Below are 26,488 nucleotides of genomic sequence, written 5' to 3'. Positions count from 1 at the left end.
TGCCCCCGGCGTCCGTACGTCGCCAGACCCCTCCGACGAGACTGTGGATAACGTGGGCTCTTGTGTACGACGTACTGGAGGGGCGGGGAGTGTGCTATGGCTGAGCGGTTAGGAGGGGGCCCTTCCTATACAGAAAGCGATAAGCGGGGGCCCTTCCTTGCACCCCACCCCCTAGCCCTGGGTGGGCATTCGGTGTGGCCGCCGGTGGTGCTCGCCCCGATGGCCGGGATCACGAATGTCGCCTTCCGGCAATTGTGTCGGGAACAGGGCGGCGGCCTCTACGTCTGCGAGATGGTCACCACCCGGGCGCTTGTCGAGCGGAACCCGAAGACACTCCGGATGGTCGCCTTCGGCGGGGACGAGCGGCCGCGCAGCCTTCAGCTCTACGGGATCGATCCGGAGGTGACGGCGGCGGCGGTCCGGATGGTGGTCGAGGAGAACCTCGCCGACCACGTCGACCTGAACTTCGGCTGCCCGGTGCCGAAGGTCACCCGCAAGGGCGGCGGGGCGGCACTGCCGTGGCGGCGCCGGCTCTTCGCCCGGATCGTCCGGGCGGCGGTCGAGGCGGCCGCCCCGGCCGGGGTGCCGGTGACGGTCAAGATGCGCAAGGGCATCGACGACGACCACCTGACGTACGTGGAGGCGGGGCTCGCCGCGCAGGAGGCCGGGGTGGCGGCGGTCGCCCTGCACGGGCGTACGGCCGCGCAGCGGTATTCCGGTACGGCGGACTGGGACGCGATCGGCACCCTGAAGCAGGCGCTGGACGTGCCGGTACTCGGCAACGGTGACATCTGGGAGGCCGACGACGCGCTGCGGATGTTGGCGCACACCGGGGCGGACGGTGTGGTGGTCGGCCGTGGCTGTCTCGGCCGGCCCTGGCTCTTCGCGGACCTGGCGGCGGCCTTCGACGGCCGTCCGGTACGCCGACTGCCGGTCCTCGGCGAGGTCGCGGCGACCATGCGCCGGCACGCCGAACTGCTGGTCGAGTGGTTCGCCGGGGGCGACCGCCCCGAGACCGCCGAGCGGGACGGCTGCGTCGACTTCCGCAAGCACGTCGCCTGGTACCTCAAGGGTTTCCCGGTCGGTGGTGAGCTGCGCCGGTCCCTGGCGATGGTGAACAGTCTGGCGGAGCTGGACGACCTGCTCGGCAAGCTCGACCAGGCCGAACCGTTCCCGCTGGAGACGCTCGGCCAGCCCCGGGGCCGGACGAACTCGCCGGGCAAGGTCTTCCTGCCGGACGGCTGGCTGGCCGACCGGGACAGCGCCGAGGTGCCGGCCGGCGCCGAACTCGCCGACTCCGGCGGCTGACTCCGTCCCAGGGCGGGCCGGGGCGGTCGACTGACCCGTCCCGGTCAGCCGATCGGCACCGGACGGTCGTCGGCGGGCGGTGCGCCGTTCCCGGCCGCCGCCCCGTCCGGCTCCGCACCGGCGTCGCGCGCCGTCGAACCGTCGGGCCGGGGCTCGGGTACGACCGGAGCACCCGCCCACGGCACCTCCGGCGAGCGGTGGAAGGTGATCCCCGCCGTGCTCCACCGCACGCCCTGCCCCGCCAGGCGCAGACGAAAGTCCACCCAGTCCAGGGACCTGGCCGGCGACCAGCCCAGCTCGGCGATGGCCGGCAGCCGGGGGAAGGTCATGAACTCGATGTCGCCGACGGTCCGGATCGTCTCCGTCCAGAGCGGTGCCTCCACCCCGAGCACCGCCTCGGCCGGTACCCCGGCCAGATAGCTGCCGGGATCCCAGTCGTACGCGTCGCGGACCTCGACCAGCCCGGCCCAGTCCTTGCCCAGCGGGGTGGCCGGGGAGTACTTCATGTCGAGATAGCTGCGGTTGCCCGGCGAGAGCAGCACCTTCGCGCCGTCCCGGACGGCGGCGGCCACCACCGGGTCCTCGGTCGCGGTGCCCCAGTACTGCACGACCCGACCGGCGCTGTGCTCGGCGACGGCCAGCTGGTGCCAGCCGAGCACCCGCTTGCCGTGCCCGGTGACGATCCGCTGGACCCGGCTCATGAAGCGGGTGTAGGCGGCCCGGTCCAGGGTGAACGCCTCGTCGCCACCGACGTGCAGGTAGCGGCCGGGGGTGAGCGCGGCGATCTCGCCGAGTACGTCGTCGATGAACCGGTAGGTCCGCTCGCTGTCCACGGCGACCGCGCTGAACCCGACGTCGGTGCCGGTGTACTCAGGTGGCGCGACGCCGTCCGGGGCGAGTTCGGCGTACGCGTTCAGCGCCGCGTTCGTGTGCCCGGGAAGATCGATCTCGGGTACGACGGTGATGTGCCGGGCGGCCGCGTACGCGACGATCTCGGAATACTGCTCCTTCGTGTAGTAGCCGCCGGGGCCGCCGTCCACCTCGGTGGATCCGCCGATGCTGGCCAGCCGGGGCCAGGAGTCGACGGCGATCCGCCAGCCCTGGTCGTCGGTGAGGTGCAGGTGCAGGTGGTTGAGCTTGTACCGGGCCAGGTGGTCGACGAAGCGCAGCACGTGTGGTACGGCGAAGAAGTGCCGGGCCACGTCGAGCATCGCGCCCCGGTAGCCGAACCGGGGCTGGTCCTCGATGATGCCTCCGGGAATCGCCCACGGGCCGGGCTGCCGCCGGGCGGACTCGATCTTCGGCGGCAGCAACTGCCGCAGCGTCTGTACCGCGTAGAAGAGGCCGGCCGCGTTGCGGGCCCGGACCACCACGCCGGAAGAGGTGATCTCCAACCGGTAGCCCTCGGCCGAGCCGGCGGCGCCGGCCTGCGGCTCGCGGGAGCGGCCCGGTGACCCGTCGTCGCCGGTGAGCAGCAGGGAGATCCCGCCGGGACCGTCGGCGCGGCCGGCGGCGACCACCGGCAGCGGATAGCCGGTGGGGCGGCGCAGCAGCTCGGCCAGGTGACGGCCGACCGCGCTCGCCTGGGGGACGGGGGTGGTCCGGATCGTCGTGCCGGGGGTCAGGATGAACTCCACCCCGGCGGCCGGCTCGACCCGGGCGGGGGCCGGGAGCACGTCGGTCAGCCGGGGCGGGGTGTCGCCGGGGGTGAGGGTGGACCGGGACTGGAAGAAGGTGATAGGTCGCACGGCAGATCTCTCCGGGGGGAGCCGAGGTGATTTCCGGGCAAATCTCATGAAACGTACGTACGAAATGGCTAACTGTCAAGGGCTAGTCACCCTGCGGTATGCCTCTTCGTCCGCACCTGTCGATCTGACTCAACGCCGGGGCAATACCGGTTTCTTCCAACGCGCCCCGGTCGCTAGTCTGTGCCCTCGGTGGGATGAGTAGCGCAGAGGTCGTCGCGCCGCCCTGCTCGGGCGGAGGACACCGGTTCGAATCCGGTCGAATCCCCCCGGTCGGATGGGCAGTAGCGCAGAGGTCGTCGCGTCGCCTGATCAGGGCGGAGGACGTCGGTTCGAATCCGTCCTGCCCATCCGGCGAACGAAACCACCCGTCGGGGGACGGAGGCGGGGAAGCGGGATGGACGGCGACCGGATCGAGGACGCCATCGAGGTGCTCGCCGCCGTACGCGAACTGCCGCTGGACGACCCGCTCCGCCAGCGGGTCCAGCGCGCCGTGGACGGACTGGTCAAGGATGGGCAGCGACAGCGCCGGGCCGACCGGCGGCGACGTACCGCCGAGGCCGACCGTGCCGTGCTGGCCGGCGCCGCGACCGCCGCACCCGAGCGTGCCGAAGGCGTCCCGGTGGTTGCCCCGACGGCCGAGCGGGCCACACCGGGCCAGACCGGCACGGACGAGCGGGTCACGCCCGGCCAGACGCGCACGGACGGGCGGGCCACGCCGGGCCAGACCCGGCGGGACCGGCGCTGCTACACCTGTCGGGCCCGCTACCGCAGCGTCGACGTCTTCTACCATGCGCTTTGTCCCGAATGTGCCGACCTGCACCGCCGGCACCGGGATGCCCGGACCGACCTGACCGGCCGGACCGCCGTGGTCACCGGCGGCCGGGTGAAGATCGGTTTCCAGGTGGCGTTGAAGCTGCTCCGCGACGGTGCCGACGTGACGGTGGTCACCCGGTTTCCGGCCGACGCAGCCCGGCGGTACGCGGCCGAGCCGGACGCCGCCGCCTGGCGCTCGTCGCTGCGCGTCCTCGGGGCGGACCTGCGGGATCCCCGTCAGGTACTCGATCTGGCGCAGCGGGTGGCCGACCGCTACCCCCGCCTCGACATCCTGGTGAACAACGCGGCGCAGACCGTCCGCCGGCCGGACTGGGCCTACCAGCCGCTGGTGGCCGCCGAGGTGCTGGCCGCCCGGGATCCGATCGGGCGGTTCGCCGTCGAGTCGGTCCCGGGCTACCACCCCGGCCGCACGCTTCCGGGCTGGAGCGCCGCCATCACCGGCCCGGCAGGCGCCGCCATCACCGGCCCGGCGGGCGGTGGCGTCCTCGGCCCGGCCGGCGGTCACGTCCTCGGCCCAGGGGGCGGTGACGTCCTCGGCGAGGGTGACGGGGTTGTTGTCGCTGCGGCCTCGGCGGGACCTACCGACGCGACCGGGGCGCTGCCGGACCCGGCGGCCCGCAACTCCTGGACGGCCCGGCTCGGCGAGATCGACCCGGTGGAGTTGCTGGAGGTCCAACTCGTCAACGTGGTCGCGCCGTTCCTGCTTGTCGACCGGCTGCGCGCGGCGCTGACCGCTCCCGGCCCCGGCCGGCGGTACGTGGTCAACGTCACCGGTCGGGAGGGCTGGTTCGCCGGCGGTGGCGGCGGGCCGGCGGGCCATCCGCACACCGCCGTGACGAAGGCGGCGCTGAACATGTTGACCAGGGTCGGCGCGGCGGACCTGGCTCGGCGCGACGTGCACATGTGCGGTGTCGACACCGGCTGGGTCACCGACGAGAACCCGGCGCCGATCCGGGCCCGCCGGGCGGCCACCGGGTGGCGGCCTCCGCTGGACGTGGTGGACGCGGCAGCCCGGATCTACCAGCCGGTCGTCCGGGGCGAGGCGGGTCTGCCGGTGCACGGCGTACTGCTGAAGAATTTCGCAGTGGTGCCCTGGTGAGCTGCCCGTCCTGACTGATCTTGCGCATGGGATCGTTCCCACGCAACCTCGCGAACACGTACAGGCTTCGCGACTGTGCGGATTGTCACCAACGGTCCCAAGCTGCTCGCTGGTCCCTTAGCCTTCGGCCACCAGCAGCCGGCGGATTCCCGCTGGTACGGGCATCCGTCCCCTGGGTACGTAGAGAGCGGCTAAACCTTCGTTCAGTGTCGAACGGCGCACGTGGGAGGGTCCGTTGACAGCGCAGCAGACGGCGGGACAGAAGTACGTTTACGACTTCACCGAGGGCAACAAGGAACTGAAGGACCTGCTCGGTGGCAAGGGCGCGAACCTGGCCGAGATGACGAACCTCGGGCTGCCGGTTCCGCCGGGCTTCACCATCAGCACCGAGGCCTGCCAGGCGTACCTGAGCACCGGGACCCAGCCCGACGGGTTGGCCGACGAGATCGACGCGCACCTGTCCGCGCTGGAGGACGGCATGGGCAGGCGGCTGGGTGACCCGGCTGATCCGCTGCTGGTGTCGGTCCGCTCCGGGGCCAAGTTCTCCATGCCCGGAATGATGGAGACGGTGCTGAACGTCGGGCTCAACGACGTGAGCGTCGAAGGACTCGCCGCCCAGGCCGGTGGCAACGACCGGTTCGCCTGGGACTCCTACCGCCGGCTCATCCAGATGTTCGGCAAGACGGTCTGCGACGTACCGGGGGAGGACTTCGAGCACGCCCTCGACGACGCCAAGCGGGCCAAGGGTACCGAGAACGACCTGGACCTCGACGCGGACGACCTGCGGGCGCTTGTCGACACGTACAAGACGATCTTCCGCAAGTACACCGGCCGGGAGTTCCCGCAGGCGCCCCGGGAGCAGCTCCAGCTCGCCATCAACGCCGTCTTCGAGTCGTGGAACGCCGAACGGGCCGTGCTCTACCGGCGGCAGGAGCGGATCCCGGCCGACCTCGGCACCGCGGTCAACGTCGTGGCGATGGTCTTCGGCAACCTCGGGCCGGACTCCGGCACAGGAGTGGCGTTCACCCGCGACCCGGCCAGTGGTGCGCAGGGCATCTACGGCGACTACCTGGCCAACGCCCAGGGCGAGGACGTGGTGGCCGGGATCCGCAACACCGTACCGCTGCAACAGCTCGAAGAACTCAACAAGCCCGCGTACGACGAACTGCTGGCCATCATGGCCAAGCTGGAGGGCCACTACCGGGACCTCTGCGACATCGAGTTCACCATCGAGCGCGGCAAGTTGTGGATGTTGCAGACCCGGGTCGGCAAGCGTACCGCCGCCGCCGCGTTCGTGATCGCCGCCCAACTCGTCGACGAGGGCCTGATCGACCTGGACGAGGCGCTGCACCGGGTCAACGGGGCACAACTGGCCCAGCTGATGTTCCCCCGGTTCCGGCTCGACGCCGACCCCACCCCGCTGGCCGTGGGTATCGGCGCCTCGCCGGGCGCCGCCGTCGGCAAGGTGGTCTTCGAGGCGAGCCGTGCGGTCGAGCTGGCCGAGGCCGGCGAGGACGTCATCCTGGTCCGCCGGGAGACCAACCCGGACGACCTGCCCGGCATGATCGCCTCGCGCGGCATCCTCACCTCGCGTGGCGGCAAGACCAGCCACGCCGCCGTGGTCGCCCGGGGGATGGGCAAGACCTGCGTCTGCGGTGCCGACTCGCTCGACGTGGACGTCCGGCAACGGAAGTTCACAGTGGACGGTCAGGCCCTCTCGGAGGGGGACGTCGTCTCCATCGACGGCACCACCGGCAAGGTCTACCTCGGCGAGGTGCCGGTCTGGCCCTCCGAGGTGGTCCGCTACTTCGAGGGGCACGTGGACGGCGAGACCACTGACGATCCGCTGGTGGCAGCCGTACACCGGATCATGGCGCACGCCGACGCCAAGCGGCGGCTGGGCGTCCGGGCGAACGCCGACACAGGCGAGGACGCGGCCCGGTCCCGGCGGTTCGGGGCCGAGGGAATCGGCCTGTGCCGCACCGAGCACATGTTCCTCGGTGACCGCCGGGCGCTCGTCGAGCGCCTGATCCTGGCCCGGACCGACGACGAGCGGCAGGCGGCGCTGGCCGAACTGCTGCCGTTGCAGCGCGCGGACTTCCTGGAGGTCTTCCGGGCGATGGACGGGCTGCCGGTCACGGTCCGGCTGATCGACCCGCCGCTGCACGAGTTCCTCCCCTCGCTGGAGGAACTGGCCGTGCACGTCGCGGTCGCGCAGGAGCGCGGCGAGGACGCCGCCCGGGACGAGGCCCTGCTCAGTGCGGTACGCCGGATGCACGAACAGAACCCGATGCTGGGTCTGCGCGGGGTGCGCCTCGGGCTGGTGATCCCGGGGCTGTTCGCCATGCAGGTGCGGGCGATCGTCGAGGCGGCGGTGGAGTGCGCCAGGGCCGGCGGCAACCCGAAGCCCGAGATCATGGTCCCGCTGGTCGGCGCGGTCCAGGAGTTGGAGACGGTACGCACCGAGGCCGAGAAGATCATCGCGGAGGTGACCCGGGAACAGGCCGTCGAGGTGCTGATCGGCACGATGATCGAGGTACCCCGGGCGGCGCTGACCGCCGGGCAGATCGCCGAGGCCGCCGAGTTCTTCTCCTTCGGCACCAACGACCTGACCCAGATGGGCTGGGGCTTCTCCCGGGACGACGTGGAGGGCGCCTTCTTCTGGCGCTACCTGGAACTGGGCATCTTCGGCATCTCGCCGTTCGAGTCGATCGACGCCGACGGGGTCGGCCGGCTGGTCCGGATCGCCACCGACGAGGGCCGGGCGGCCCGCCCCGGGCTCAAGCTCGGCGTCTGCGGCGAGCACGGCGGCGACCCCGACTCGGTGCACTTCTTCCACCACGTGGGGCTCGACTACGTCTCCTGCTCACCGTTCCGGGTGCCGGTGGCCCGGCTGGAGGCCGGCCGCGCGGTGATCGAGTCCGCCGGCTCCGACAGCCGCTGACCTTCCGACCCCGTCCCGTGCCCGCTGCCCGGTACCGGTGGTGACCAACGCCGTTCACCACCGGTACCGGGCCGGCGACCGGTCGCGGTCAGTGCGCGACCGCCAGGCCGAACGGCACAGGTCCCAACGCCGCCACCAGCGGACGGACCATCAGCACGAAGCTCTCGGGCCACCAGGCGGTGCAGAGTCCACCCAGGTCGACGATCCACTCCGCCGGCCAGCCCAGCTCGCCGAGCAGGTCGGCGGCCACCGCCTTCGCCGCCGGGTCGTCGCCGGAGAGGAACGCCGAGAGCGGCGCCGCCAGGCTGGTCGGATCGGTCATCAGCTCGGCCGGACCGACCGTGTTGAGCGTCTTGACGACCCGGGTCTCCGGCAGCGCCCGCTGAAGCTCCACGGCCAGGCTGCTGCCCGGGTAGCACAGCGCCGTGGCTAGCCCGTCCGGGCTCGGCTCGACCGCGTTGGCGACGTCGACCAGTACCGCACCGGCGAGGGCGGGACGCAGGGCGCCCAGGACGCGTACCGACACCGCGCCGGGCAGCGCGTTCAGCACGATCCCAGCCGAGGCCGCCTCCGCCAGCCCGGTCCGGCGTGGCCCGCCCGCCGAGGAGTCGAGCGGGGGCGTTTCCCGGCCCGGGTCGCGGACCCCCACCAGTACCGGATGACCGGCCTCGTGCAGCCGGGTCGCCAGCGCCCGCCCCACGCCACCGGCGCCGAGAATTCCGATCGTCTCCATCCGTACCACCTCTCCGTCCCGTTCGGCGGCGGCTGGTCGGGCCGCCCCGGCCAAAGCTAGGTTCGGCAGGCAGGATCAGGGAGTACGCACCTCAAGGTGCCCGAGGTACCCGGAGGTACCCGATGACCACCCAGACCGCCGCGCAGCGCCGGGCGCGGGACCGGGCCGACCACCGGGAACGGCTGGCGAACTGCCCGACGCAGCGGGTCGTCGCCGTGCTCGGCGACAAGTGGGTAGCCCTGGTATTCAAGGAACTCGCCGTCGGTCCCCGGCGCTCCGCCGAACTGGCCCGGGCGATCGCGGGGGCGAGCCAGAAGATGCTCACCCAGACCCTGCGTGGACTGGAACGCGACGGCCTGGTCGCCCGGACCGTCGAGCCGGCGGTCCCGCTGCGGGTCGGCTACCAGCTGACGGAACTCGGCCGGAGCCTGCTGCCGGTGCTGGCGACCGTCACCGAGTGGGCCGACCGGCACGCCGCCGAGATCGACCTGTCCCGAAGCCGCTACGACGCCCGGTCGGGCGAACCGACGCCCGGCACGTGACACCGCCGGACGGCCGGGTGCGGCCCGACGCCGTGCCGGTCACTGCCGGCCGGGGAATCGCCGGTCGCCGGAGGAGGACCAGAGGCCGGCCGGGAGGGCGGCCATCGGGGTACGGGTGGCCAGCGGTGCGTCCGGGTCGGTGGCTGGCGGGATCGCCGTCGCCACCGTCGGCTGCCGGACGGCGTCCCAGAGCGCACCGAGCCGCTGGGCGGCCGGGCGGGCCTCGGCGTGCAGCCGGAGCAGGTCGGTCTCCGGCCGGACCACGGTACTGAGGATCGCGTCCTCGCCGGCCGGGTAGACGACGACGCAGCCCGCCGTCCCCCGGAACACGGCCTCGTGCAGCGGCGCCTGCCCGACCAGTTGGGCGAAGCGGCCCCCGATTCCGAGCCCCGCCGCGGAAAGGGCGGCGACGTGGTGCGGGTCGGTGTCGGACAGGTCGCTGGCGACCAGCAGCCCGTCCACGGCGGCCAGCACGGCACCCGATATCTCCGGTACCGCGCGTCGCAGCCGGTGCAGTTCGGCCAGCAGGGCGGCATCAGTGTTCACTGGTGAATCTCCTTGGGCGTTGGTCCGTGCCGCTGGACTTTGCTCGGTGCGTTCGACCTGTCGAAGGTCGTCTCGACGCCGTCGCCTGTCGCCAGTGGCCTCGTTGCCGCTCGACGTCGCCGGGTGCCCGCCGGAGGTGCTGCCGCATCGTCGTCCGACGCGGTCCGCGCCGCCCGGGTCGGGCTGGCTACCCCGGTGGAGCGCCGCCCGCTGCTCGCCGACCACCGCCGGGGTCGGTGGCCCCCCGCCCGGTAACCATCCGACTCCGGCACGCTACACCGAGCAAAGTCCCGGCGCGGCCCCATGACCATCGGCAATTGTCCGGCAACTCTCGGCTGTTCGGCGGTTGTGTACGCAGGCCAGCTCGACCGCGTGGTGTGTCGGGGGTTCGTTGGTGCGGCCCACTCACGAACCCGGGCGTAACCTGAGCGACACGCGAACTTCGTTTCCCTCGTGACGGAAGCGACACGCGGACTTCGTTTCCCTCGTGACGGAGGTGTGGCCCATGGGCATCGTGTGGGAGAACCTGGTGGTCGATTCCGCCGACCCGGCCCGGCTGGCGCGCTGGTGGGCCGGGGCGCTCGGCTACCAGATCGTCGCCGAGCTGCCGGACGAGGTGGAGATCCGCCGGACACCCGACACGTTGCCCGGGCTGATCTTCGTGCCGGTGCCGGAGGGCAAGGAGACGAAGAACCGGCTGCACATCGACCTGCGTCCGACCGACCAGGAGGCCGAGGTCGAGCGGCTGGTCGACATGGGTGCCCGGCACGTCGACGTGGGGCAGTCGGCGGAGGACACCTGGATCGTGCTGGCCGATCCGGAGGGCAATGAGTTCTGCGTACTCGCCCGGCGGAGTTGACGGTGCCGGGGGCGGCCGGGTGAAGATCGGTGGCGTGGTCAGCCAACCTGACGCGGAGCGCCGGGTGGCCGAACCGGCGAAGGACAGCGGCTACGGGCGCAGCCCGTACCAGCGGGACCGGGCCCGGGTGCTGCACTCGGCGGCGTTCCGGCGGCTGGCCGCCAAGACCCAGGTGCACACCGCCGGCACCGACGACTTCCTCCGGACCCGACTCACCCACTCGCTGGAGGTCGCCCAGCTCGCCCGCGAGATGGGCGGCCGGCTCGGCTGCGATCCGGACATCGTGGACGTGGCGGGGCTCGCGCACGACCTCGGGCACCCGCCGTTCGGGCACAACGGCGAGGCAGCCCTCGACCTCCTCGCCGCCGACTGTGGCGGCTTCGAGGGCAACGCACAGACGCTGCGGGTGCTGACCCGGCTGGAAGCCAAGGTGTACGGCCCGGACGGCACCTCCGCCGGGCTCAACCTCACCCGGGCAGCCCTCGACGCCACCTGCAAATATCCCTGGCAGCGCCGGCCCGGCCAGCGCAAGTTCGGGGTGTACGCCGACGACGCCGACACCTTCGGCTGGCTGCGCCGGGGCGCCCCGGACGGCGACGTGCGCTGCCTCGAGGCACAGGTGATGGACTGGGCCGACGACGTGGCGTACTCGGTGCACGACGTCGAGGACGGCATCCACGGCGGCTACCTGCGACTCCGGCTGGCACAGTTGCGGGCCGACCCCGACGAGCGGGCCGCGCTCTGCGCCGACGTCGCCGGGCGGTACTCGACCGAGTCGGCGGACGAACTGGCCGAGGTGCTCGCCGGGCTGCTCGCCGACCCGGTGCTGGCCCCGCTCTACGACTACGACGGCAGTCACCGGGCACTGGCGGCGCTGAAGGCGAGCACCAGCGCGTTGACCGGGCGCTTCGTGGCGGCGGCGGTCGAGGCCACCGAGCGGCGCCACGGTACCGGCCCGCTGCGCCGGTACGCCGCCGAACTCGTCGTACCCCGACGGATCCGTGCCGAGTGTGCGCTGCTCAAGGGGATGGCGCTGCGGTACGTGATGCGCCGCCCCGGCGCACAGGACAGGTACGAGCGGCAGCGCGAGATCCTGACCGAACTGGTGGCGGTGCTGCTGGACCGGGCGCCGGACGCGCTCGACCCGGTCTTCGCTCCACTGTGGAAGGCAGCACCGGACGACGCCGCCCGGCTGCGGGTGGTTGTCGACCAGGTCGCCTCGCTGACCGACCCGGCCGCGGTGGCCTGGCTGGACCGACTCGGCACCGGCCAGCGCTAGCGGCCGCATCGTCGCCCGGACAGCCGACAGTGGACGGTGATCCCGATCCGTCCTGCCGTTCGACGCATGTCGCTGGCGCGTCGGCGCGCCCCCGCGAGCGTGGTGGGCACTGCGGCTGCGGTGGCCCTTGCTGGTGCGGTGGCCCTTGCGGCTACGGTGGCCCTTGCGGCTGCGGCGGCCCTGCGACATTGTTGCGATGTCGACCCTGGCGTTGTTGTTCGCGATCCTCCTCGGCGGTCCGATGATCGGGGCAGGGCTGATGATCATGCTGACCGGCTGGGTGCCGCCGAGCTTTCCCGGCCCGGCCCGGGACTTCGGCGTCATGCTGCTGGCCCCCGGGTTGCTCGTCGCGCTTCCGCAGGTCGGGCTGCTGGTCGGGGGCACCGCAAGTCCGTTCTTCCTGCTGGCCGCCCTAGGCTGCGGCGCCTGGGGCGCCTGGGTGGGGCTTCGATACCGCGGCTGGCGCTGGCCCTGGCCCCAACAGCGCCAGGATCGGCAGCAGCGCCAGGATCGGTAGGACCCGTCGGTCGATTCGGTCTCCCCGGTCGGTTCGGGTCGGAGTGGGCCGAAACCGGTCTCGGAGTGGAGATTTTCGGCTGAGCTGATTGCCGATCACGGCCGCATGGCCGAACCGCAAATGAAACCCTCGCTGATAGGGCGGCGTCGTCGACGACGAGCGGCAGACGAGGGGGCAGGTGGGCATGGATCCCAGGACATTCGTGGTGGACGGCGGCACCAGCGGACTCGGGATGGAGGTCGCCCGGATCCTCACCGCCGAGCACCGGGTCGTGATCCTCGGTGACATCCCCGGCGAGGTGTCCCGGGCCCGCGACGAACTGGGCTGTGACGGCATCGTCTGCGACATATCCCGCAGCGAGCAGATCCGGGACACGCTCACCGAGATCGTCAACCGGTACGGCGCGATCGACGGCCTCGCACACTGCGCGGCGATGTGGGCCGGCGGCAGGCTGGAGGAACTCTCCCCGGAGACGATCCGCCGGGCGATCGAGGTGAACGTGCTGGGTACGGCGTACCTGATGCACGAGGCGCTGTTGCGGATGCGCGAGCAGGGGTACGGCAACATCGTCTACGTCAGCGCGCTCGCCACCGACGTACCCCGGCCGGGAATCCCGCTCTACCGGGCGACGAAGAGCTTCGGCACCAGCCTTGTCGAGTCGCTGGCCGAGGCGCAGGGCACCAACAGCATCAAGGTGATGGAGATCCACCCCGGCCCGATGCCGACCAAGCTCCAGGAACGGGTCGGTGCCGACTTCCTCGACACGATCTTCGCGCTGCCCGAGCAGGTGGCGACCGAGGTGGTCCGGCTGATGTTGCTCGGCGCGGACGACCTCTACGTCTCCGGGCAGAGGGTGCTCCGCGCCGACGGACGTTGGTAACCGGCGGCGATGGTCAGTGCCGGGCCGGCCGCTGCCGAGCCGCCACCCTCGGCGTGGGCGCCGCTGCGGGTGGCGACCTACCGCAGCCTCTGGGTGGCGATGCTGGTCGCCAACATCGGCACCTGGATGCAGACCGTCGGGGCCCAGTGGCTGCTGATCGACGAACGGAACGCCTCCACCCTGGTCGCCCTGGTGCAGACGGCGAGCAGCCTGCCGATCCTGCTGCTCGCGCTGCCGGCCGGTGCCCTGGCCGACACCCTCGACCGGCGACGGCTGCTGATCGCCGTGCAGTTCTTCATCGTTGCGGTGGGGGTGGCGCTGACCCTGCTCACCGTGACCGGGCGGATGCCACCGGCGCTGCTGCTCACCCTCACCTTCGCCTTCGGGGTCGGGCAGGCGCTGACCCTGCCGGCGTGGGCCGCAATCATCCCCGACCTGGTGCCGCGCAACCTGTTGCGGTCCGCCTCCGGGCTCGGCTCGATAAGCGTGAACGTGGCCCGCTCGGTCGGCCCGGCGGTGGCCGGGCTGCTTATCGCCTGGGCCGGGGTGCCGCTGGTCTTCGCCCTGAACACCGTGGCCTTCCTCTTCTTCGCGCTGACCCTGCTGCGCTGGCGGGCCGGGACGTCGCGCTCGGTGGAGGTGCCGGAGCGGTTCACCGCGGCGCTGCGGGCCGGCGGCCGGTACGTCCGGCACTCGCCGATCGTGCAGCGGCTGCTCCTGCGGGCGCTGCTCTTCCTGGTACCCGGTAGTGCGCTCTGGGCGTTGCTGCCGCTGATCGCCAACCAGCGGCTCGGGTTGGGCGCCGGTGGGTACGGCGTACTGCTGGCCGCGCTCGGCGTCGGTGCGGTGGCCGGCGGGCTGGTGCTGCCCTGGGTCCGGAGCAGGTTCTCGCCGAACCTCTTCCTGCTGGTCGCCGGGCTGATTTATGGGGCGGCGACCCTGGTGGTGGCGTTGGTACCGGTGGAGGCGGTGGTGCTGGTAGCACTGGTCCCGGCCGGTCTGGCCTGGGTGACGGTGCTCTCCAACCTCAACGCCGAGATGCAGCTCTTCCTCCCCGGTTGGGTACGCGCCCGCGGCCTCGCCGTCTACCAGGTGGTCTTCGCCGGAGGGCAGGCGATCGGCGCGCTCGTCTGGGGCGTCGTCGCCGACACGGTGGGTCTGGTACTCGCGTACGTCGCCGCCGGGCTGCTGATGGTCCTCGGCGCGTTGACTGTGAAGACGTGGCCGCTGCCGGACCTGCGCGCCGTGGAACAGGACCCGGCGACGCACTGGCCCGACCTCGACCTGGTGCACGAGCCGGATCCGAGCGTCGGGCCGGTGATGGTGGTGTTGACGTACACCGTCCGGGAGGAGCGGCGGGAGCGGTTCGTCGCGGCCATGCAGGAGGTCCGGGCGGCGCGGCAGCGCACCGGGGCGTCGCGCTGGGGCCTGTTCCGGGAGGGTGAGTCGGCTGACCTCTTCGTGGAGGTCTACGAGCTGCCCTCCTGGGACGAGCACCTGCGCCAGCACGGCGGCCGGCTGACCAAGGCCGACCAGGCCGCCGAGTTGCGGGCGCTGGAACTCGCCGACGGGATACCGCAGGTGAGCCACCTGCTGCCGGCCCAGGCGAACCCGTGACTCTCCGCGCCGGGGCCGGGCTCAGGTCCCCGAGGCTCAGGTCGCGAGGCTCAGGCTTCGAGACTCAGGACTCGACCGGTTCCCGGGGGCCGATCGGCTCGCGGACCAACGCGCCGTCGACGTAGCAGTACCGCCAGTCCTCGTGCGGCTCGAGGGAGCGGATCAACGGATGCCCGGTCTGCTCGAAGTGCGCGGTGGCGTGCCGGCCCGGCGAATCGTCGCAGCAGCCGACCGTGCCGCAGGTCAGGCACATCCGCAGGTGCACCCACTCCTGGTCGGCGTCGAGGCACTCCCGGCAGACGTCCTCGTCGGTCTCGGTGATCTGGATCCGGTCCAGGTGGGTGCAGGCCGTGCTCATGGTCTCCTCGCGGACGTACCGCCAGCGCGACCGGAGAAGCTGGTCCGGGATGACCCGGGCGAGGTAGCGGGACTGCGCCGCGAACATCGGGCTGAGCACCGCGAGGATCAGGACGTACAGCGCGACGAACGGCCCGATCCGGTCGTCGAGCCCGGCGGCGAGCGCCAGGGTGGCCAGGATCAGCGAGAACTCGCCCCGGCCCAGCACGGTCAGCCCGACGTTCGCCGCACCGCGCTGGTTGAACCCGAAGAGCGCCCCGGTGATCAGGCCGGAGCTGATGTTCGCCACGATCGTCACCGCGACCGCGATCGCCACCGGTACGGCCACCGAGCCGAACGCCCCGATGTCGATGCTCAACCCGAAGCCGACGAAGAAGACGGCGGCAAAGACGTCCCGCAGCGGCAGGACGAGTCGCTCCACCCGTTCCCGTACGGCGGTACGGGCGACGACGAGGCCGATCATGAGTGCGCCGATCGCGTCGGAGACGCCGACCTCGGCCGAGAGCCCGGCGACCAGCACCACCAGCCCGACCATCCCGACGACGAGCAGTTCGTCCTCGCGGGAGCCGATCAGCGCGCCGATCGCCCGGGCGCCCCACTTCGCCACCGCCACCAGCAGGAGCAGATAGCCGAAGCTCATCCCGATGTGCAGCGCGATGTCGCCGGGTGAGGTGGCGCCGGCCAGGATCGGCGAGAGCAGGGCCAGGTAGATGGCGAGGAAGAGGTCCTCGATCACGATGATGCCGAGGATGATCGGGGTCTCGGCGTTGGCCAGCCGGCGCAGCTCGATGAGGAGCTTGGTGGCGATCGCCGAGGACGAGATGCCGAGCGCTCCGGCGATCACGAACGCCTCGGAGGTGCCCCAGTCGAGGGTGAGGCCGAGCACGAGTCCGGCCCCCACGTTCAGCCCGATGGCGCAGGCGGCGGCGATGAAGAGCCGCTTCCCGCTGCCGAAGACCTGCCGTACCGGGAACTCGACGCCGAGGTTGAACAGCAGCAGCACCAGGCCGATGGCGGCGAGCAGGGCCAGGTCCTCGGGGTGCTCGACGAGTACCAGGCCGGGGGTGGCCGGGCCGAGCAGGATCCCGGTCAGCATGAAGAACGGCACGCTGGGCAGGCCGATCCGGCGGCCGGCCCGGGCCAGCAGGCCGGCGACCAGCACGATCGCGCCGAACCCGATCAGATCGGCGTGCATGGGGTCTCCAATCGGATGCCGTCGCGCCGGGCGGGGGCTCCGGTGACGTCAGGCGAAGGGCGGCGGAGGTCAGGCGGGGGATCGGGCGGGAGGATGGCGGTCGGCGAGCGGCCGGTGGCGGGGGCGGGGGCGGGGGCGGGTCAGGCGAAGAAGGTCCCGCCGAGTACGGCGCCGACCTTGCGGGACTGCTCCTCGGAGAGTTCGATCACCGCGGCCGGCTCGTCCGAGCGGGAGGTGAAGACGTAGAGGTCACGGGTGCCGTCCCGGCGTACCACCACCGAGACGCGGTTGCCGCCGTGCCCGAGATCGATGTCGTACCGCTTGCCGATCCCCGGCAGCTCCTGCACGTGTACGCCCTGGCCCATGACCTCTCCCCAGACGAATGGCCGGCCCCGCAGCCCGGCCCACGGTCGACGACAGGCTGGTCAGGGGGTGATCCGTGCGGTCAGCCTACGTCGCCGCCGGCCGGATCGTCGGCCCCCGGACACCCGGAACATTGACTTAGGGTAGCCTAAATTAATGGCGCAGAGTTCGAACGGAACCGGGGTCAGGTACGCCAGCGTACTGCGCACGGCGTGGCTCACGCCGCACATGATCCGAGTGGTGCTCGGTGGGGAGGGTCTGGCCGGGTTCGCGGCCGACACCTACACCGACCACTACGTAAAGTTGATCTTTCCCCCGGACGGTGTCGACTATCCGGTCCCGCTCGACCTCGACCTGATCAAACGCGAGCTGCCCCGCGACCAGTGGCCCCGGCTGCGCACGTACACCGTGCGGGCCTGGGACGCTGCGGCCCGGGAGCTGACCCTGGACTTCGTCTACCACGGTGACGAGGGGCTGGCCGGCCCGTGGGCCGCGTCCGCCCGTCCCGGCGACCTGGTGGCGTTCCGGGGCCCCGGCGGGGGGTACGCCCCGGACCCGCTGGCCGACTGGCACCTGCTGGTCGGCGACGAGAGCGCCCTGCCGGCGATCGGCGCGGCGCTGGAGCGGCTGCCGTACGCCGTCCCGGCCCGGGTCTTCATCGAGGTCGCCGGGCCGGAGGAGGAGCAGGAGCTGCACACCGAGGCGTGCGCCGAGATCGTCTGGGTGCACCGTGCCGACCGGGTCGTCGGCGAGGCCCTGGTCGAGGCGGTACGCGCGGCCACCTTCCCCTCCGGTGACCTGCACGCCTTCGTGCACGGTGAGGCGTACTTCGTCCGTGAACTGCGCCGGATGCTCCGGGGCGAGCTGCGGGTGCCGAAGGAGCGGCTCTCCGTCTCCGGCTACTGGCGCCGGGGCGACGACGACGAGAGCTGGCGTTCCGCCAAGGCCGACTGGAACCGGCAGGTCGAGGCCGAGGAGGCGGCGATCGTCGCCTGAACCGTCGCGTCGCACCAGCCACCCCTTCGCCGCCCGCGTCAGCCGGGCAGGGCAGGATGTAGCCCGGAGGGGGTGAGGCGGTGGCCGGGCGGATCCGCGACGAGGACATCGCACTGGTACGGGAGCGCACCTCGATCGCCGACATCATCTCCGAGACCGTCACCCTCAGGTCGGCGGGCGGCGGCAACCTCAAGGGCCTCTGCCCGTTCCACGACGAGAAGACCCCGTCGTTCACGGTGGCCCCTGCCCGAAATGTCTACTTCTGCCTTGCCGGTGACACCCGGGTACTCACCCGGTCCGGCGTACGGGAGATTCGAGACCTGGCCGGCGGCAGTCACACGGTGCTGACCACCGGCGGGCGATGGGTCGAGGCGCCCTTCTACTCCTTTGGCGAGCAGCCCGTCCTGCGGGTACACCTGAGCCGCAACGGTCAGAAGAAGGTGATCCGGGCTACGGCGAACCACCGTTGGTTCGTCCGAGCGGGCCGGGACCGCCAGCGCCACCTGGAGCGGCTGACGGAGCAGTTGCGTACAGGTGACCGCCTGGCCTACACCTACCCCCGGTCGTTGATCACGCGTGACGGTGGACACGAACTGCGTCCCTCCCCGTACGGAATCGCCCGGGGCATCGTCTTCGGCGACGGCACCCTGCTGAACGGTGGCAGTGTCGCCCTGCTCTACGGCGGCAAGGACGCGGAACTGGTCAAGTGGTTCCCGCTCAGCCACACGTACCAACGCGACAACGGGTTGACCGTGACCGGGTTGCCGGCATATTTCAAGACCGAGCTGCCGCCGCTCGACGAGTCGCTGTCGTACCTCTTCGGCTGGCTGGCCGGCTACTTCGCGGCCGACGGAGACGTTGCCGCCGACGGGTGCATCTCGCTCAACTCGACCTCACGCAGCCACCTGGAATTCGTCCGCGACCTCTGTACCCGAATCGGTGTCGGCAGTTACGGCATCCGGGAGTACATCCGCACCGGTTTCAAGGACCACCTCCGGCCGAATGGCGAGCTGGGTTACACCGGCCCGGTCTACCGGCTGACCCTGATGGGTTCGGATCTGCCGGAGGACTTCTTCCTGATCTCCGCCCACCGGGAGCGCTTCCTCGCCCACCGCAAGGCGTACGAGCGCCGGGGCTGGACCGTCGAGCGGATCGAGGACCCCGGCGAGGTGGAGGAGGTCTTCTGCCCGGTGGTCGACGGCACCCACGCGTTCGTGCTGGAGGACAACATCCTCACCGGCAACTGCCACGGCTGCGGGGCCGGTGGGGACGCGATCAAGTTCCTGATGGACGCCGAGCATCTGACCTTCGTCGAGTCGGTCGAGCGCCTCGCCGACCGGGCCAACATCCAACTGCGCTACATCGAGGCCGGTCCCGCGCCGGTCCGGCCGCAGCAGGGGCAGAAGCAGCGGCTGGTCGCCGCACACGCCGCCGCCGCCGAGTTCTACGCCGGCCAGCTCGGCACCGCCGGAGCCCGGGCGGCCCGGGAGTTCCTGGCCCAGCGCGGCTTCGACCGTACGGCGGCACAGACCTACGGCTGCGGCTTCGCTCCGGACGCCTGGGACCTGCTCACCAAGCACCTGCGGCAGAAGGGCTTCACCGGCCAGGAACTCGTCACCGCCGGGCTGGCCCGGGAGGCGCGTTCCGGCTCGCTGATCGACCGGTTCCGGCGCCGGCTGCTCTGGCCGATCAAGGACCTGACCGGCGACGTGATCGGCTTCGGCGCCCGCAAGCTCTTCGATGACGACGACGGCCCGAAATACCTGAACACCCCCGAGACGCCGATCTACAAGAAGTCGCACGTGCTCTACGGCATCTCGCAGGCGAAGCGGGAGATCGCCCGGCAGGGGCGGGCGGTGATCGTCGAGGGGTACACCGACGTGATGGCGTGCCACCTGGCCGGCGTACCGACGGCGGTGGCGACCTGCGGCACGGCGTTCGGCGCGGACCACATCTCGGTACTCCGCCGGTTGCTGATGGACACCGACGCGGTGGCGGGCGAGATCATCTTCACCTTCGACGGTGACGCCGCCGGGCAGAAGGCGGCGCTGCGGGCCTTCGAGGACGACCAGCGGTTCGTCGGGCGTACCTTCATCGCGGTCAGCCCGGACAACATGGACCCGTGCGAGCTGCGGCTGGCAAAGGGCGACCTGGCGGTGCGGGACCTGGTCGCCCGCCGCGAGCCGCTCGTCGACTTCGCGCTGCGCCACGTGCTCGGCCGGTACGACCTGGACACCGTGGACGGCCGGGTCGAGGCGATGCGCCGGGCGGCGCCGCTGGTGGCCAAGCTCAAGGACCGGGAGAAGCGTCCGGAGTACGTCCGCAAGCTCGCCGGCGACCTCGGCATGGAGATCGAGCCGGTGCAACGGGCGGTGTTGGAGGCTGCCGCCCAGCAGGGGGCCGGGCAGTCCCGCCGGGGCAACACCGGACCGACGCCGCCGCAGCGGCCGGCACCGGTGCCGGTGGTGGACAACCCGCAGTCGCTGGTGGAGCGGGAGGCGCTCAAGCTCGCCCTCCAGGTGCCGGTGCTGGCCGGCCCGATGTTCGACGCGCTCGCGGCGGAGGTCTACCTGCACCCGGTGCACCGGGCGGTGCGGGCCGCGATCGAGTCGGCCGGCGGCGCGACGGCGGCGACCACCGGCGCGGTCTGGATCGAACGGGTCCGGGACGCCTGCGGCGACCTGGCCGCCGCCGCGCTCGTCGGCGAGCTGGCCGTGGAGCCGCTGCGGCTGGACACCGACCCCGATCCCCGGTACGTCTCGATCACCCTGGCCCGGCTGGAGTGGGGCTCGGTGACCAGCCGGATCCGGGACCTGAAGTCCAAGGTGCAGCGGGTCAACCCGACGGCCAACAAGGACGAGTATTTCGCGCTCTTCGGTGAGCTGCTCTCCCTGGAGCAGCACGCGCGAGCCCTGCGCGAGCAGGCGATGGGGGGTCTGTAGCCGATGGAGGCGTTCAACCTGTTCCGCCGGGGCCGGAAGCTGCCGGCCGACCACCGTCCGGCGCTGGAGCGCGGCGAGCGGGTGCTCGACTGGGCCCGGGTGGGCGACGGCGCGGAGATCATCGTGGTCACCGACCTCGGGCTCTGGCTGCCCGGGGAGGCCGCGCGGCTGGGTTGGCACGACGTGCACAAGGCGGTCTGGTCGGGGCGGGACCTGGCGGTCACCCCGGCCGAGCCGGTGGTGGAGCGCGAGGACTACCGGGTGGTGGCCGACGGGGAGGTACGGACCTTCCTGCTGCTCGACCCGGGTGACGTACCGCACCAGGTGCGGGCCCGGGTGACCCGTTCGGTGGGGTACACGGCGTATCACCGGTTGCCCGGCGGCGGTCTGCGGATCGCGGCCCGGCAGGTGCGCGGCGTCAACGGCCTGACCTGGACGGTCCGCTACGACCCGGGTACGCCGATCGACGACCCCGCCGTGGTGGCCGAGACCGACCAGCTGGTGGCGGCGGCCCGCTCCGGCACCGACCCTGACCTCTGACCTGCACGGCGGCGCCCTGCGAAACTCGGTGGGGCGTGTCGGACCTGGCGGTTATGGTCGAGCCCGTGGCTAGGGACGGGATTCTCATCCAGGCGCGAGGGCTGGTGAAGCGGTTCGGGGATTTCATCGCCGTCGATGGGATCGACGTCGACGTGCGGGCGGGTGAGGCGTTCGGATTCCTCGGTCCCAACGGTGCCGGCAAGAGTTCGACGATGCGCATGGTCGGCTGTGTCTCGCCGCCGACCGACGGCGAGTTGCGGATCATGGGGATGGATCCCCGGCGGGACGGCCCGGCGATCCGGGCCCGACTCGGCGTCTGTCCACAGCTGGACAACCTCGATCCGGAGCTGACCGTCCGGGAAAACCTCACCACCTATGCGCGCTACTTCGGCATCCCACGCCGGGTGGCCCGGGAGCGCGCCGCCGAGTTGCTCGACTTCGTGCAGCTCGCCGAGCGGGCGGGCAGCAAGGTGGAGCCGCTCTCCGGCGGCATGAAGCGCCGGCTGACCATCGCCCGCGCACTTGTCAACGAGCCCGACATCGTGCTGCTCGACGAGCCGACCACCGGGCTGGACCCGCAGGCCCGGCATCTGGTCTGGGAGCGGTTGTTCCGGCTCAAGCAGCAGGGGGTCACGCTGGTGCTGACCACCCACTACATGGACGAGGCCGAGCAGCTCTGCGACCGGCTGGTGGTGATGGACGGCGGCCGGATCGTCGCCGAGGGCTCGCCGCGCGCGCTGATCGACCGCTACTCGACCCGTGAGGTGGTCGAGCTGCGCTTCGCCGCGGAGAGCCAGGAGGTCTTCGCGGGCAAGCTGGACGGGCTCGCCGAGCGGGTCGAGGTGCTGCCGGACCGGATCCTGCTCTACGTCACCGACGGCGACGCCGCAGTGGCCGAGGTGCATGCCCGGGCGCTCGCCCCGGCCAGCGTGCTGGTCCGGCGCAGCAGCCTGGAGGACGTCTTCCTGCACCTGACCGGCCGGACGTTGGTGGACTAGAGATGGCGCTCCTGGAGGCCACGGCGGCCACCCGGCCCCGGGCCGGACTCGTCGGGCGGTTCCGCGCGTTGGCGGTGCTCGAATACAACCTGGTCGCCTACCGCCGCACCTGGCGGGCCGGCGTCTTCTCGTCGTTCCTGCTGCCGCTGCTCACCATGGTCGGCTTCGGGGTGGGCGTCGGGGCGTACGTCGAGGCGCCGGTGGCCGGGGTGCCCTACCTGGACTTCCTCGTGCCGGGGTTGATCGCCTCGACCGCGCTCCAGGTCGCGATCGGCGAGTCCACCTGGCCGGTGCTGGGCAACTTCGAGTGGATCAAGATCTACTTCGCTCAGGCGGCGACGCCGCTGCGGGTGGCCGACATCCTCGGCGGGCAGCTCGGCTTCGTGCTGTTCCGGGTGCTCACCAGCGGGGCGGCCTTCCTGCTCGTGGCGGCGGCGTTCGGTGCGCTGCACTCGCCGTGGGCGCTGGCCACCCTGCCGCTGGTGGCACTGATCGGGGCGGCGGTGGCGACACCGGTCTTCGCCTACAGCTCCTCGATCCGCAGCGACAGCTATCTGGCACTGCTGTTCCGGTTCGCGGTGATCCCGATGACCCTCTTCGCCGGGGTGTTCTTCCCGGTCGAGTCGCTGCCGGTGGCGCTGCGCTGGCTGGCGTACGCGTCACCGCTCTGGCACGGCGTGGACCTGTGCCGGGCCGCCACCCTCGGGGTCGCGCCGGCCTGGTCGGTCCCCGGTCACCTGCTCTACCTCGCCGCCTGGGTCGGCGTCGGCTGGTGGCTGGCGCACTCGGCGTTCCGCCGCCGGCTGGTGGTCTGAGCCGCCGGACCACACGCGTTTCCCGTCAGGTCGACCAGAAGAGAGGCTTCCGTGGTCAGCATCGTCCTGCCCCGGCTGATCAGTTTCGAGGGCGGTCCCCGTCGCGCGGTCTCGGTGGCCGAGCGCAACGTCGCGGCGCTGAAGTCCGCGTACTGGGTGGTGCTGATCTCGGGCTTCTTCGAGCCGTTGCTCTATCTGCTCTCCATCGGCGTCGGGGTGGGTGCGCTGGTCGGCGACCTGACGCTGCCGGGCGGCACCGTGGTGTCGTACGCGGCGTTCGTGGCACCGGCGATGCTGGCCGCCTCGGCGATGAGCGGGGCGCTGGCCGAAACGACATTCAATTTCTTCGGCAAGATGAAGTACATGAAGCTGTACGACGGGATCCTCGCCACCCCGGTGCAGCCCTTCGAGATCGCCCTCGGCGAGCTGGGCTGGGCGATGCTGCGCGGCAGCCTCTATTCGGCGGTGTTCCTGGCCGTGATGGTGGGACTGGACCTGACCAGCGGGGTTCGGGCGCTGATCGCCTTTCCGGCCGCCGTACTCGTCGGCTTCGCGTTCGGCGCGCTGGGCATGGCGCTCTCCACCTTCATGCGCAGTTGGCAGGACTTCGACCTGATGGGCTCGGCGCAGTTCGCGCTCTTCCTCTTCTCCGGGACGTTCGTGCCGGCCGAGGCGTACCCGGCGGTGCTGCGCTGGCTGGTCGAGGTGACGCCGCTCTACCGCGCGGTGCACCTGGTCCGGGGCATCACCGTGCAGGGCGGCGGTTGGGCGGAACTCGTCGACGTCGGCTACCTGGTCGGGGTGACCGCGCTCGGCCTGTTCGTGGCGGGGCGCCGGATGGGCCGGCTGCTCTGCAAGTAGCCGGCTCGGCAATCTGCAGGCAGCCGGCCTGCGAGTGGCCCGCGGGGTCGGGCACCCGTTCCCCGACCCGACCGCACCCGCTGCGGCGTTGCCCCGACGCGGCCGCCCAGGAAGACTACCGTGAGTAGTTGACTGACAACCCGGCCTGGCGGTGGTCGCGCGGTGCCGGGGCGCCGTTCGAGGGAGCGCGGGATGGCCGAGGAGCGACGGGCCGGCAGTCCGGGTCGGCTTCCCCGGAGTGCCTGGGGCAGGGTGCTGCGCCGGACCCTGCGGGAGGCGCAGCAGGACAACGTCACGGACTGGGCGGCGGCGCTCACCTACTACGGGGTGCTGTCGCTCTTTCCGGCCCTGCTGGTGCTGGTGGCGGTGCTGGGCCTGCTCGGCGACGCGGCGGTGCGCGGCGTGCAGAACGTGATCCGGGACGTCGTACCGGCGGCATCCGCCCGGGACATCCTGCTCACCGCGATCACCCAGGTCCAGGGCAGTAACGAGACGGCCGGCCTGGTCGCGGTACTCGGCATCATCGGCGCGTTCTGGACCGCGTCCGGTTACATCGGTGCCTTCAGCCGGGCCGCCAACGCGATCTACGACGTACCGGAGGGGCGCCCGCTCGCCCGTACCCTGCTGCTCCGGATCGGCCTGACCGCGCTGGTCGGGCTGCTGGTGCTGATCAGCCTGGCGCTGCTGGTCTTCAGCGGGCGGCTCTCGGCGCAGGTGGGCCGGCGGCTGGGTGTCGGGGAGGCCGGGGTGACGGCCTGGGACATCGGCAAGTGGCCGGTACTGGTGCTGCTGGTCAGCCTGATCTTCGCGGTCCTCTACTGGGCGGCACCCAACGCCCGGCAGCGCTTCCGGTGGATCAGTCCCGGTGGCGTCTTCGCGGTGGTGGTCTGGGCGATCGCCTCCGCCGGTTTCGCGCTCTACGTGAGCTATTTCGCCTCCTACAACCGGACCTACGGTTCGCTGGCCGGGGTGATCGTCTTCCTCGTCTGGCTCTGGCTCTCCAACGTCGCGATCCTGCTCGGTGCCGAGTTGAGCGCCGAACTCGAACGGGAGCGGACGATCCGGTCGGGTGGCTCGGCGGACCGCGAGCCGTACGTCCCGCTGCGGGACGACCGCAAGCTCAGGAAGCCGCGCGGTCGCGGGGAGTGATCCCGCGCTTTCCTTGATCAACAACTAACTTTCGTCCGTTAGTACAAAAGTTAGCGTCATCTTGGATGAAGCTCTAGACATCCGCTCCGGAAGGCTCCTACTGTGTCGAACACAGCGCGCCGGCGTCGCGTCGACGTGAACGAATGCCTGACGGAGGTGACTCCCTGTGCGCACCCCGGAAGCGCTGCATCTGCGGCTGCTGAGGCTGCTGCGCGACGAGGGTGCGGTGTCCCGGGCCGAACTCGCGGACCGGTTGCAGATCCCCCGGCCACGCCTGCTCGCCGAACTGGAGCGGTTGGTCGGCCTCGGCTACGTCGCGGAGGCCGGACTCGCCGCATCCCGGGGCGGTCGCCGCTCCACACTCGTCGAACTCAGCTCCGACCTGCGGTTCGCCGCCGTCGACCTGGGCGCCAGCTCGATCGACGTCGAGGTAGTCAACGGCCGGCTCGAACCCGTCGCCGCGTACGCCGAGACCGCCGACATCCGCACCGGCCCCAAGGTGATCCTGCAACGGGTACACGAACTGCTGCACAAGGCGAAGGTCGACGGGGCGTACGAGCGGCTGCACGCGGTAGGCATCGGCGTACCGGGGCCGGTCAGCTTCCGGGACGGCGTACCGGTGTCGCCGCCGATCATGCCCGGCTGGGACCGGTTCCCCGTCCGGGAACTGCTGACCCGCGAGCACGGCTGTCCGGCGGTGGTGGACAACGACGTCAACATCATGGCGATCGGCGAGCGGCACGGCGGGGTGGCGCACTCGGTCGACGACTTCCTGTTCGTCAAGATCGGCACCGGTATCGGCTGCGGCATCTACCTCTCCGGCGAGGTCTACCGGGGCACCGACGGCTGTGCCGGCGACATCGGGCACATCCAGGTGGACTCGCACGGCCCGATGTGCTCCTGTGGCAACGTCGGCTGCCTGGAGGCGCTGTTCAGCGGTGCCGCGCTGGCCAAGGAGGCCACCACGGCGGCCCGCAGTGGCGCCTCACCCGCGCTGGCCGAGCGACTCGCCGCCAGCGGTACGGTCACCGCGCTCGACGTCGCCGAGGGCGCCATCGAGGGGGACGTGACCTGTATCCGGCTGATCCGCGACGGCGGGCGGCGGGTCGGTGGCGTACTCGCCGGCCTGGTCAGCTTCGCCAACCCGTCGATGATCGTCATCGGCGGCGGGCTGGCCCAGCTCGGCCACATCCTGCTGGCGGAGATCCGCAGCGTGGTCTACCGGCGCTCACTGCCGCTGGCCACCGGCAACCTGCCGGTGGTGCTCTCCGAACTCGGTCCCCGGGCCGGGGTCGCCGGCGCGGCCGTGCTCGCCACCGACGTCGCCTTCGGGGAGGCGTCATGAGCGGCCGGAGTGCGCTCCCCG

22 protein-coding genes and 2 tRNA genes are annotated in these 26,488 nt (G+C 71.7%); 19 read left to right on the top strand and 5 right to left on the bottom strand.

Annotated features, from left to right (window positions below; translation table 11 throughout):
* Positions 1–177 precede the first annotated feature (177 nt).
* The gene (dusB, locus tag CLT71_RS14090) at positions 178–1,308 is read left to right on the top strand and encodes a tRNA dihydrouridine synthase DusB (protein ID WP_486483678.1); all 1,131 of its coding nucleotides are present in this window, start codon (positions 178–180) and stop codon (positions 1,306–1,308) included.
* Positions 1,309–1,352: 44 nt separating this feature from the next.
* On the opposite strand, the gene CLT71_RS14085 is transcribed toward dusB, so the two are convergent.
* Complete coding sequence (locus CLT71_RS14085) at positions 1,353–3,056, bottom strand: beta-N-acetylhexosaminidase (protein ID WP_486483259.1); 1,704 nt, start codon at positions 3,054–3,056, stop codon at positions 1,353–1,355.
* Between the two features lie 191 nt (positions 3,057–3,247).
* Between CLT71_RS14085 and CLT71_RS14080 the strand changes: the two genes are divergently transcribed.
* From CLT71_RS14080 to ppdK, 4 genes are all read left to right on the top strand, one after another.
* Positions 3,248–3,322 (top strand) — tRNA-Ser (locus CLT71_RS14080).
* A gap of 9 nt (positions 3,323–3,331) precedes the next feature.
* Positions 3,332–3,404 (top strand) — tRNA-Asp (locus CLT71_RS14075).
* Between the two features lie 46 nt (positions 3,405–3,450).
* A complete protein-coding gene (locus CLT71_RS14070) occupies positions 3,451–4,989 on the top strand; it encodes an SDR family NAD(P)-dependent oxidoreductase (protein WP_101367502.1) in 1,539 nt (512 codons plus the stop codon).
* 235 nt (positions 4,990–5,224) lie between these two features.
* Entirely contained in the window at positions 5,225–7,933 is a 2,709-nt protein-coding gene (gene ppdK / locus CLT71_RS14065; protein WP_101367501.1) for a pyruvate, phosphate dikinase, read from the top strand.
* Between the two features lie 88 nt (positions 7,934–8,021).
* Here the strand turns inward: ppdK and CLT71_RS14060 are convergent, their stop codons facing one another.
* Entirely contained in the window at positions 8,022–8,666 is a 645-nt protein-coding gene (locus tag CLT71_RS14060) for an NAD(P)-binding domain-containing protein (RefSeq protein WP_101371435.1), read from the bottom strand.
* A 122-nt stretch (positions 8,667–8,788) separates the two neighbouring features.
* On the opposite strand from CLT71_RS14060, the gene CLT71_RS14055 reads away from it, so the two are divergent.
* Complete coding sequence (locus tag CLT71_RS14055) at positions 8,789–9,208, top strand: winged helix-turn-helix transcriptional regulator (RefSeq protein ID WP_101367500.1); 420 nt, start codon at positions 8,789–8,791, stop codon at positions 9,206–9,208.
* 39 nt (positions 9,209–9,247) lie between these two features.
* Here the strand turns inward: CLT71_RS14055 and CLT71_RS14050 are convergent, their stop codons facing one another.
* On the bottom strand, positions 9,248–9,754 hold the full coding sequence (locus CLT71_RS14050; protein ID WP_101367499.1) for a roadblock/LC7 domain-containing protein: 507 nt from the start codon (positions 9,752–9,754) through the stop codon (positions 9,248–9,250).
* A gap of 505 nt (positions 9,755–10,259) precedes the next feature.
* Between CLT71_RS14050 and CLT71_RS14045 the strand changes: the two genes are divergently transcribed.
* The 5 genes from CLT71_RS14045 to CLT71_RS14025 all read left to right on the top strand — a co-directional run bounded on the left by CLT71_RS14045 (position 10,260) and on the right by CLT71_RS14025 (position 14,906).
* Positions 10,260–10,613: a VOC family protein gene (locus tag CLT71_RS14045; protein ID WP_101367498.1), complete on the top strand. Its 354-nt coding sequence runs from the start codon at positions 10,260–10,262 to the stop codon at positions 10,611–10,613.
* A complete protein-coding gene (locus tag CLT71_RS14040; protein WP_101367497.1) occupies positions 10,582–11,892 on the top strand; it encodes a deoxyguanosinetriphosphate triphosphohydrolase in 1,311 nt (436 codons plus the stop codon). Before CLT71_RS14045 ends, CLT71_RS14040 begins: the two co-directional genes overlap by 32 nt.
* A 196-nt stretch (positions 11,893–12,088) precedes the next feature.
* Positions 12,089–12,409: a hypothetical protein gene (locus CLT71_RS14035; RefSeq protein ID WP_101367496.1), complete on the top strand. Its 321-nt coding sequence runs from the start codon at positions 12,089–12,091 to the stop codon at positions 12,407–12,409.
* Between the two features lie 184 nt (positions 12,410–12,593).
* The gene (locus tag CLT71_RS14030; RefSeq protein ID WP_101367495.1) at positions 12,594–13,289 is read left to right on the top strand and encodes an SDR family oxidoreductase; all 696 of its coding nucleotides are present in this window, start codon (positions 12,594–12,596) and stop codon (positions 13,287–13,289) included.
* Between the two features lie 9 nt (positions 13,290–13,298).
* Complete coding sequence (locus CLT71_RS14025) at positions 13,299–14,906, top strand: MFS transporter (protein WP_101367494.1); 1,608 nt, start codon at positions 13,299–13,301, stop codon at positions 14,904–14,906.
* A 64-nt stretch (positions 14,907–14,970) separates the two neighbouring features.
* Here the strand turns inward: CLT71_RS14025 and CLT71_RS14020 are convergent, their stop codons facing one another.
* Positions 14,971–16,458: a cation:proton antiporter domain-containing protein gene (locus tag CLT71_RS14020; RefSeq protein ID WP_101367493.1), complete on the bottom strand. Its 1,488-nt coding sequence runs from the start codon at positions 16,456–16,458 to the stop codon at positions 14,971–14,973.
* Between the two features lie 140 nt (positions 16,459–16,598).
* On the bottom strand, positions 16,599–16,823 hold the full coding sequence (locus CLT71_RS14015; RefSeq protein WP_101367492.1) for a cation:proton antiporter regulatory subunit: 225 nt from the start codon (positions 16,821–16,823) through the stop codon (positions 16,599–16,601).
* A 154-nt stretch (positions 16,824–16,977) separates the two neighbouring features.
* On the opposite strand from CLT71_RS14015, the gene CLT71_RS14010 reads away from it, so the two are divergent.
* The 8 genes from CLT71_RS14010 (at position 16,978) to CLT71_RS13975 (ending at position 26,467) form a co-directional block, all read left to right on the top strand.
* Complete coding sequence (locus CLT71_RS14010) at positions 16,978–17,817, top strand: siderophore-interacting protein (protein WP_101367491.1); 840 nt, start codon at positions 16,978–16,980, stop codon at positions 17,815–17,817.
* 80 nt (positions 17,818–17,897) lie between these two features.
* Positions 17,898–20,759: a DNA primase gene (gene dnaG / locus CLT71_RS14005; protein WP_101367490.1), complete on the top strand. Its 2,862-nt coding sequence runs from the start codon at positions 17,898–17,900 to the stop codon at positions 20,757–20,759.
* 3 nt (positions 20,760–20,762) lie between these two features.
* Positions 20,763–21,299: a hypothetical protein gene (locus CLT71_RS14000; RefSeq protein WP_101367489.1), complete on the top strand. Its 537-nt coding sequence runs from the start codon at positions 20,763–20,765 to the stop codon at positions 21,297–21,299.
* 65 nt (positions 21,300–21,364) lie between these two features.
* On the top strand, positions 21,365–22,297 hold the full coding sequence (locus CLT71_RS13995) for an ABC transporter ATP-binding protein (protein ID WP_486483258.1): 933 nt from the start codon (positions 21,365–21,367) through the stop codon (positions 22,295–22,297).
* An 11-nt stretch (positions 22,298–22,308) separates the two neighbouring features.
* The gene (locus CLT71_RS13990; protein ID WP_486483677.1) at positions 22,309–23,112 is read left to right on the top strand and encodes an ABC transporter permease; all 804 of its coding nucleotides are present in this window, start codon (positions 22,309–22,311) and stop codon (positions 23,110–23,112) included.
* A 51-nt stretch (positions 23,113–23,163) separates the two neighbouring features.
* The gene (locus CLT71_RS13985; protein ID WP_101367486.1) at positions 23,164–23,973 is read left to right on the top strand and encodes an ABC transporter permease; all 810 of its coding nucleotides are present in this window, start codon (positions 23,164–23,166) and stop codon (positions 23,971–23,973) included.
* A gap of 192 nt (positions 23,974–24,165) precedes the next feature.
* The gene (locus CLT71_RS13980; RefSeq protein ID WP_101367485.1) at positions 24,166–25,122 is read left to right on the top strand and encodes a YihY/virulence factor BrkB family protein; all 957 of its coding nucleotides are present in this window, start codon (positions 24,166–24,168) and stop codon (positions 25,120–25,122) included.
* 166 nt (positions 25,123–25,288) lie between these two features.
* On the top strand, positions 25,289–26,467 hold the full coding sequence (locus CLT71_RS13975; RefSeq protein WP_101367484.1) for an ROK family transcriptional regulator: 1,179 nt from the start codon (positions 25,289–25,291) through the stop codon (positions 26,465–26,467).
* The last annotated feature ends 21 nt before the right edge of the window (positions 26,468–26,488 follow it).

The organism is Plantactinospora sp. CNZ320 (assembly GCF_002846275.1).
The sequence above is the reverse complement of the archived record's forward strand: the minus strand, read 5'-3'. Positions and strand labels throughout refer to the sequence as shown.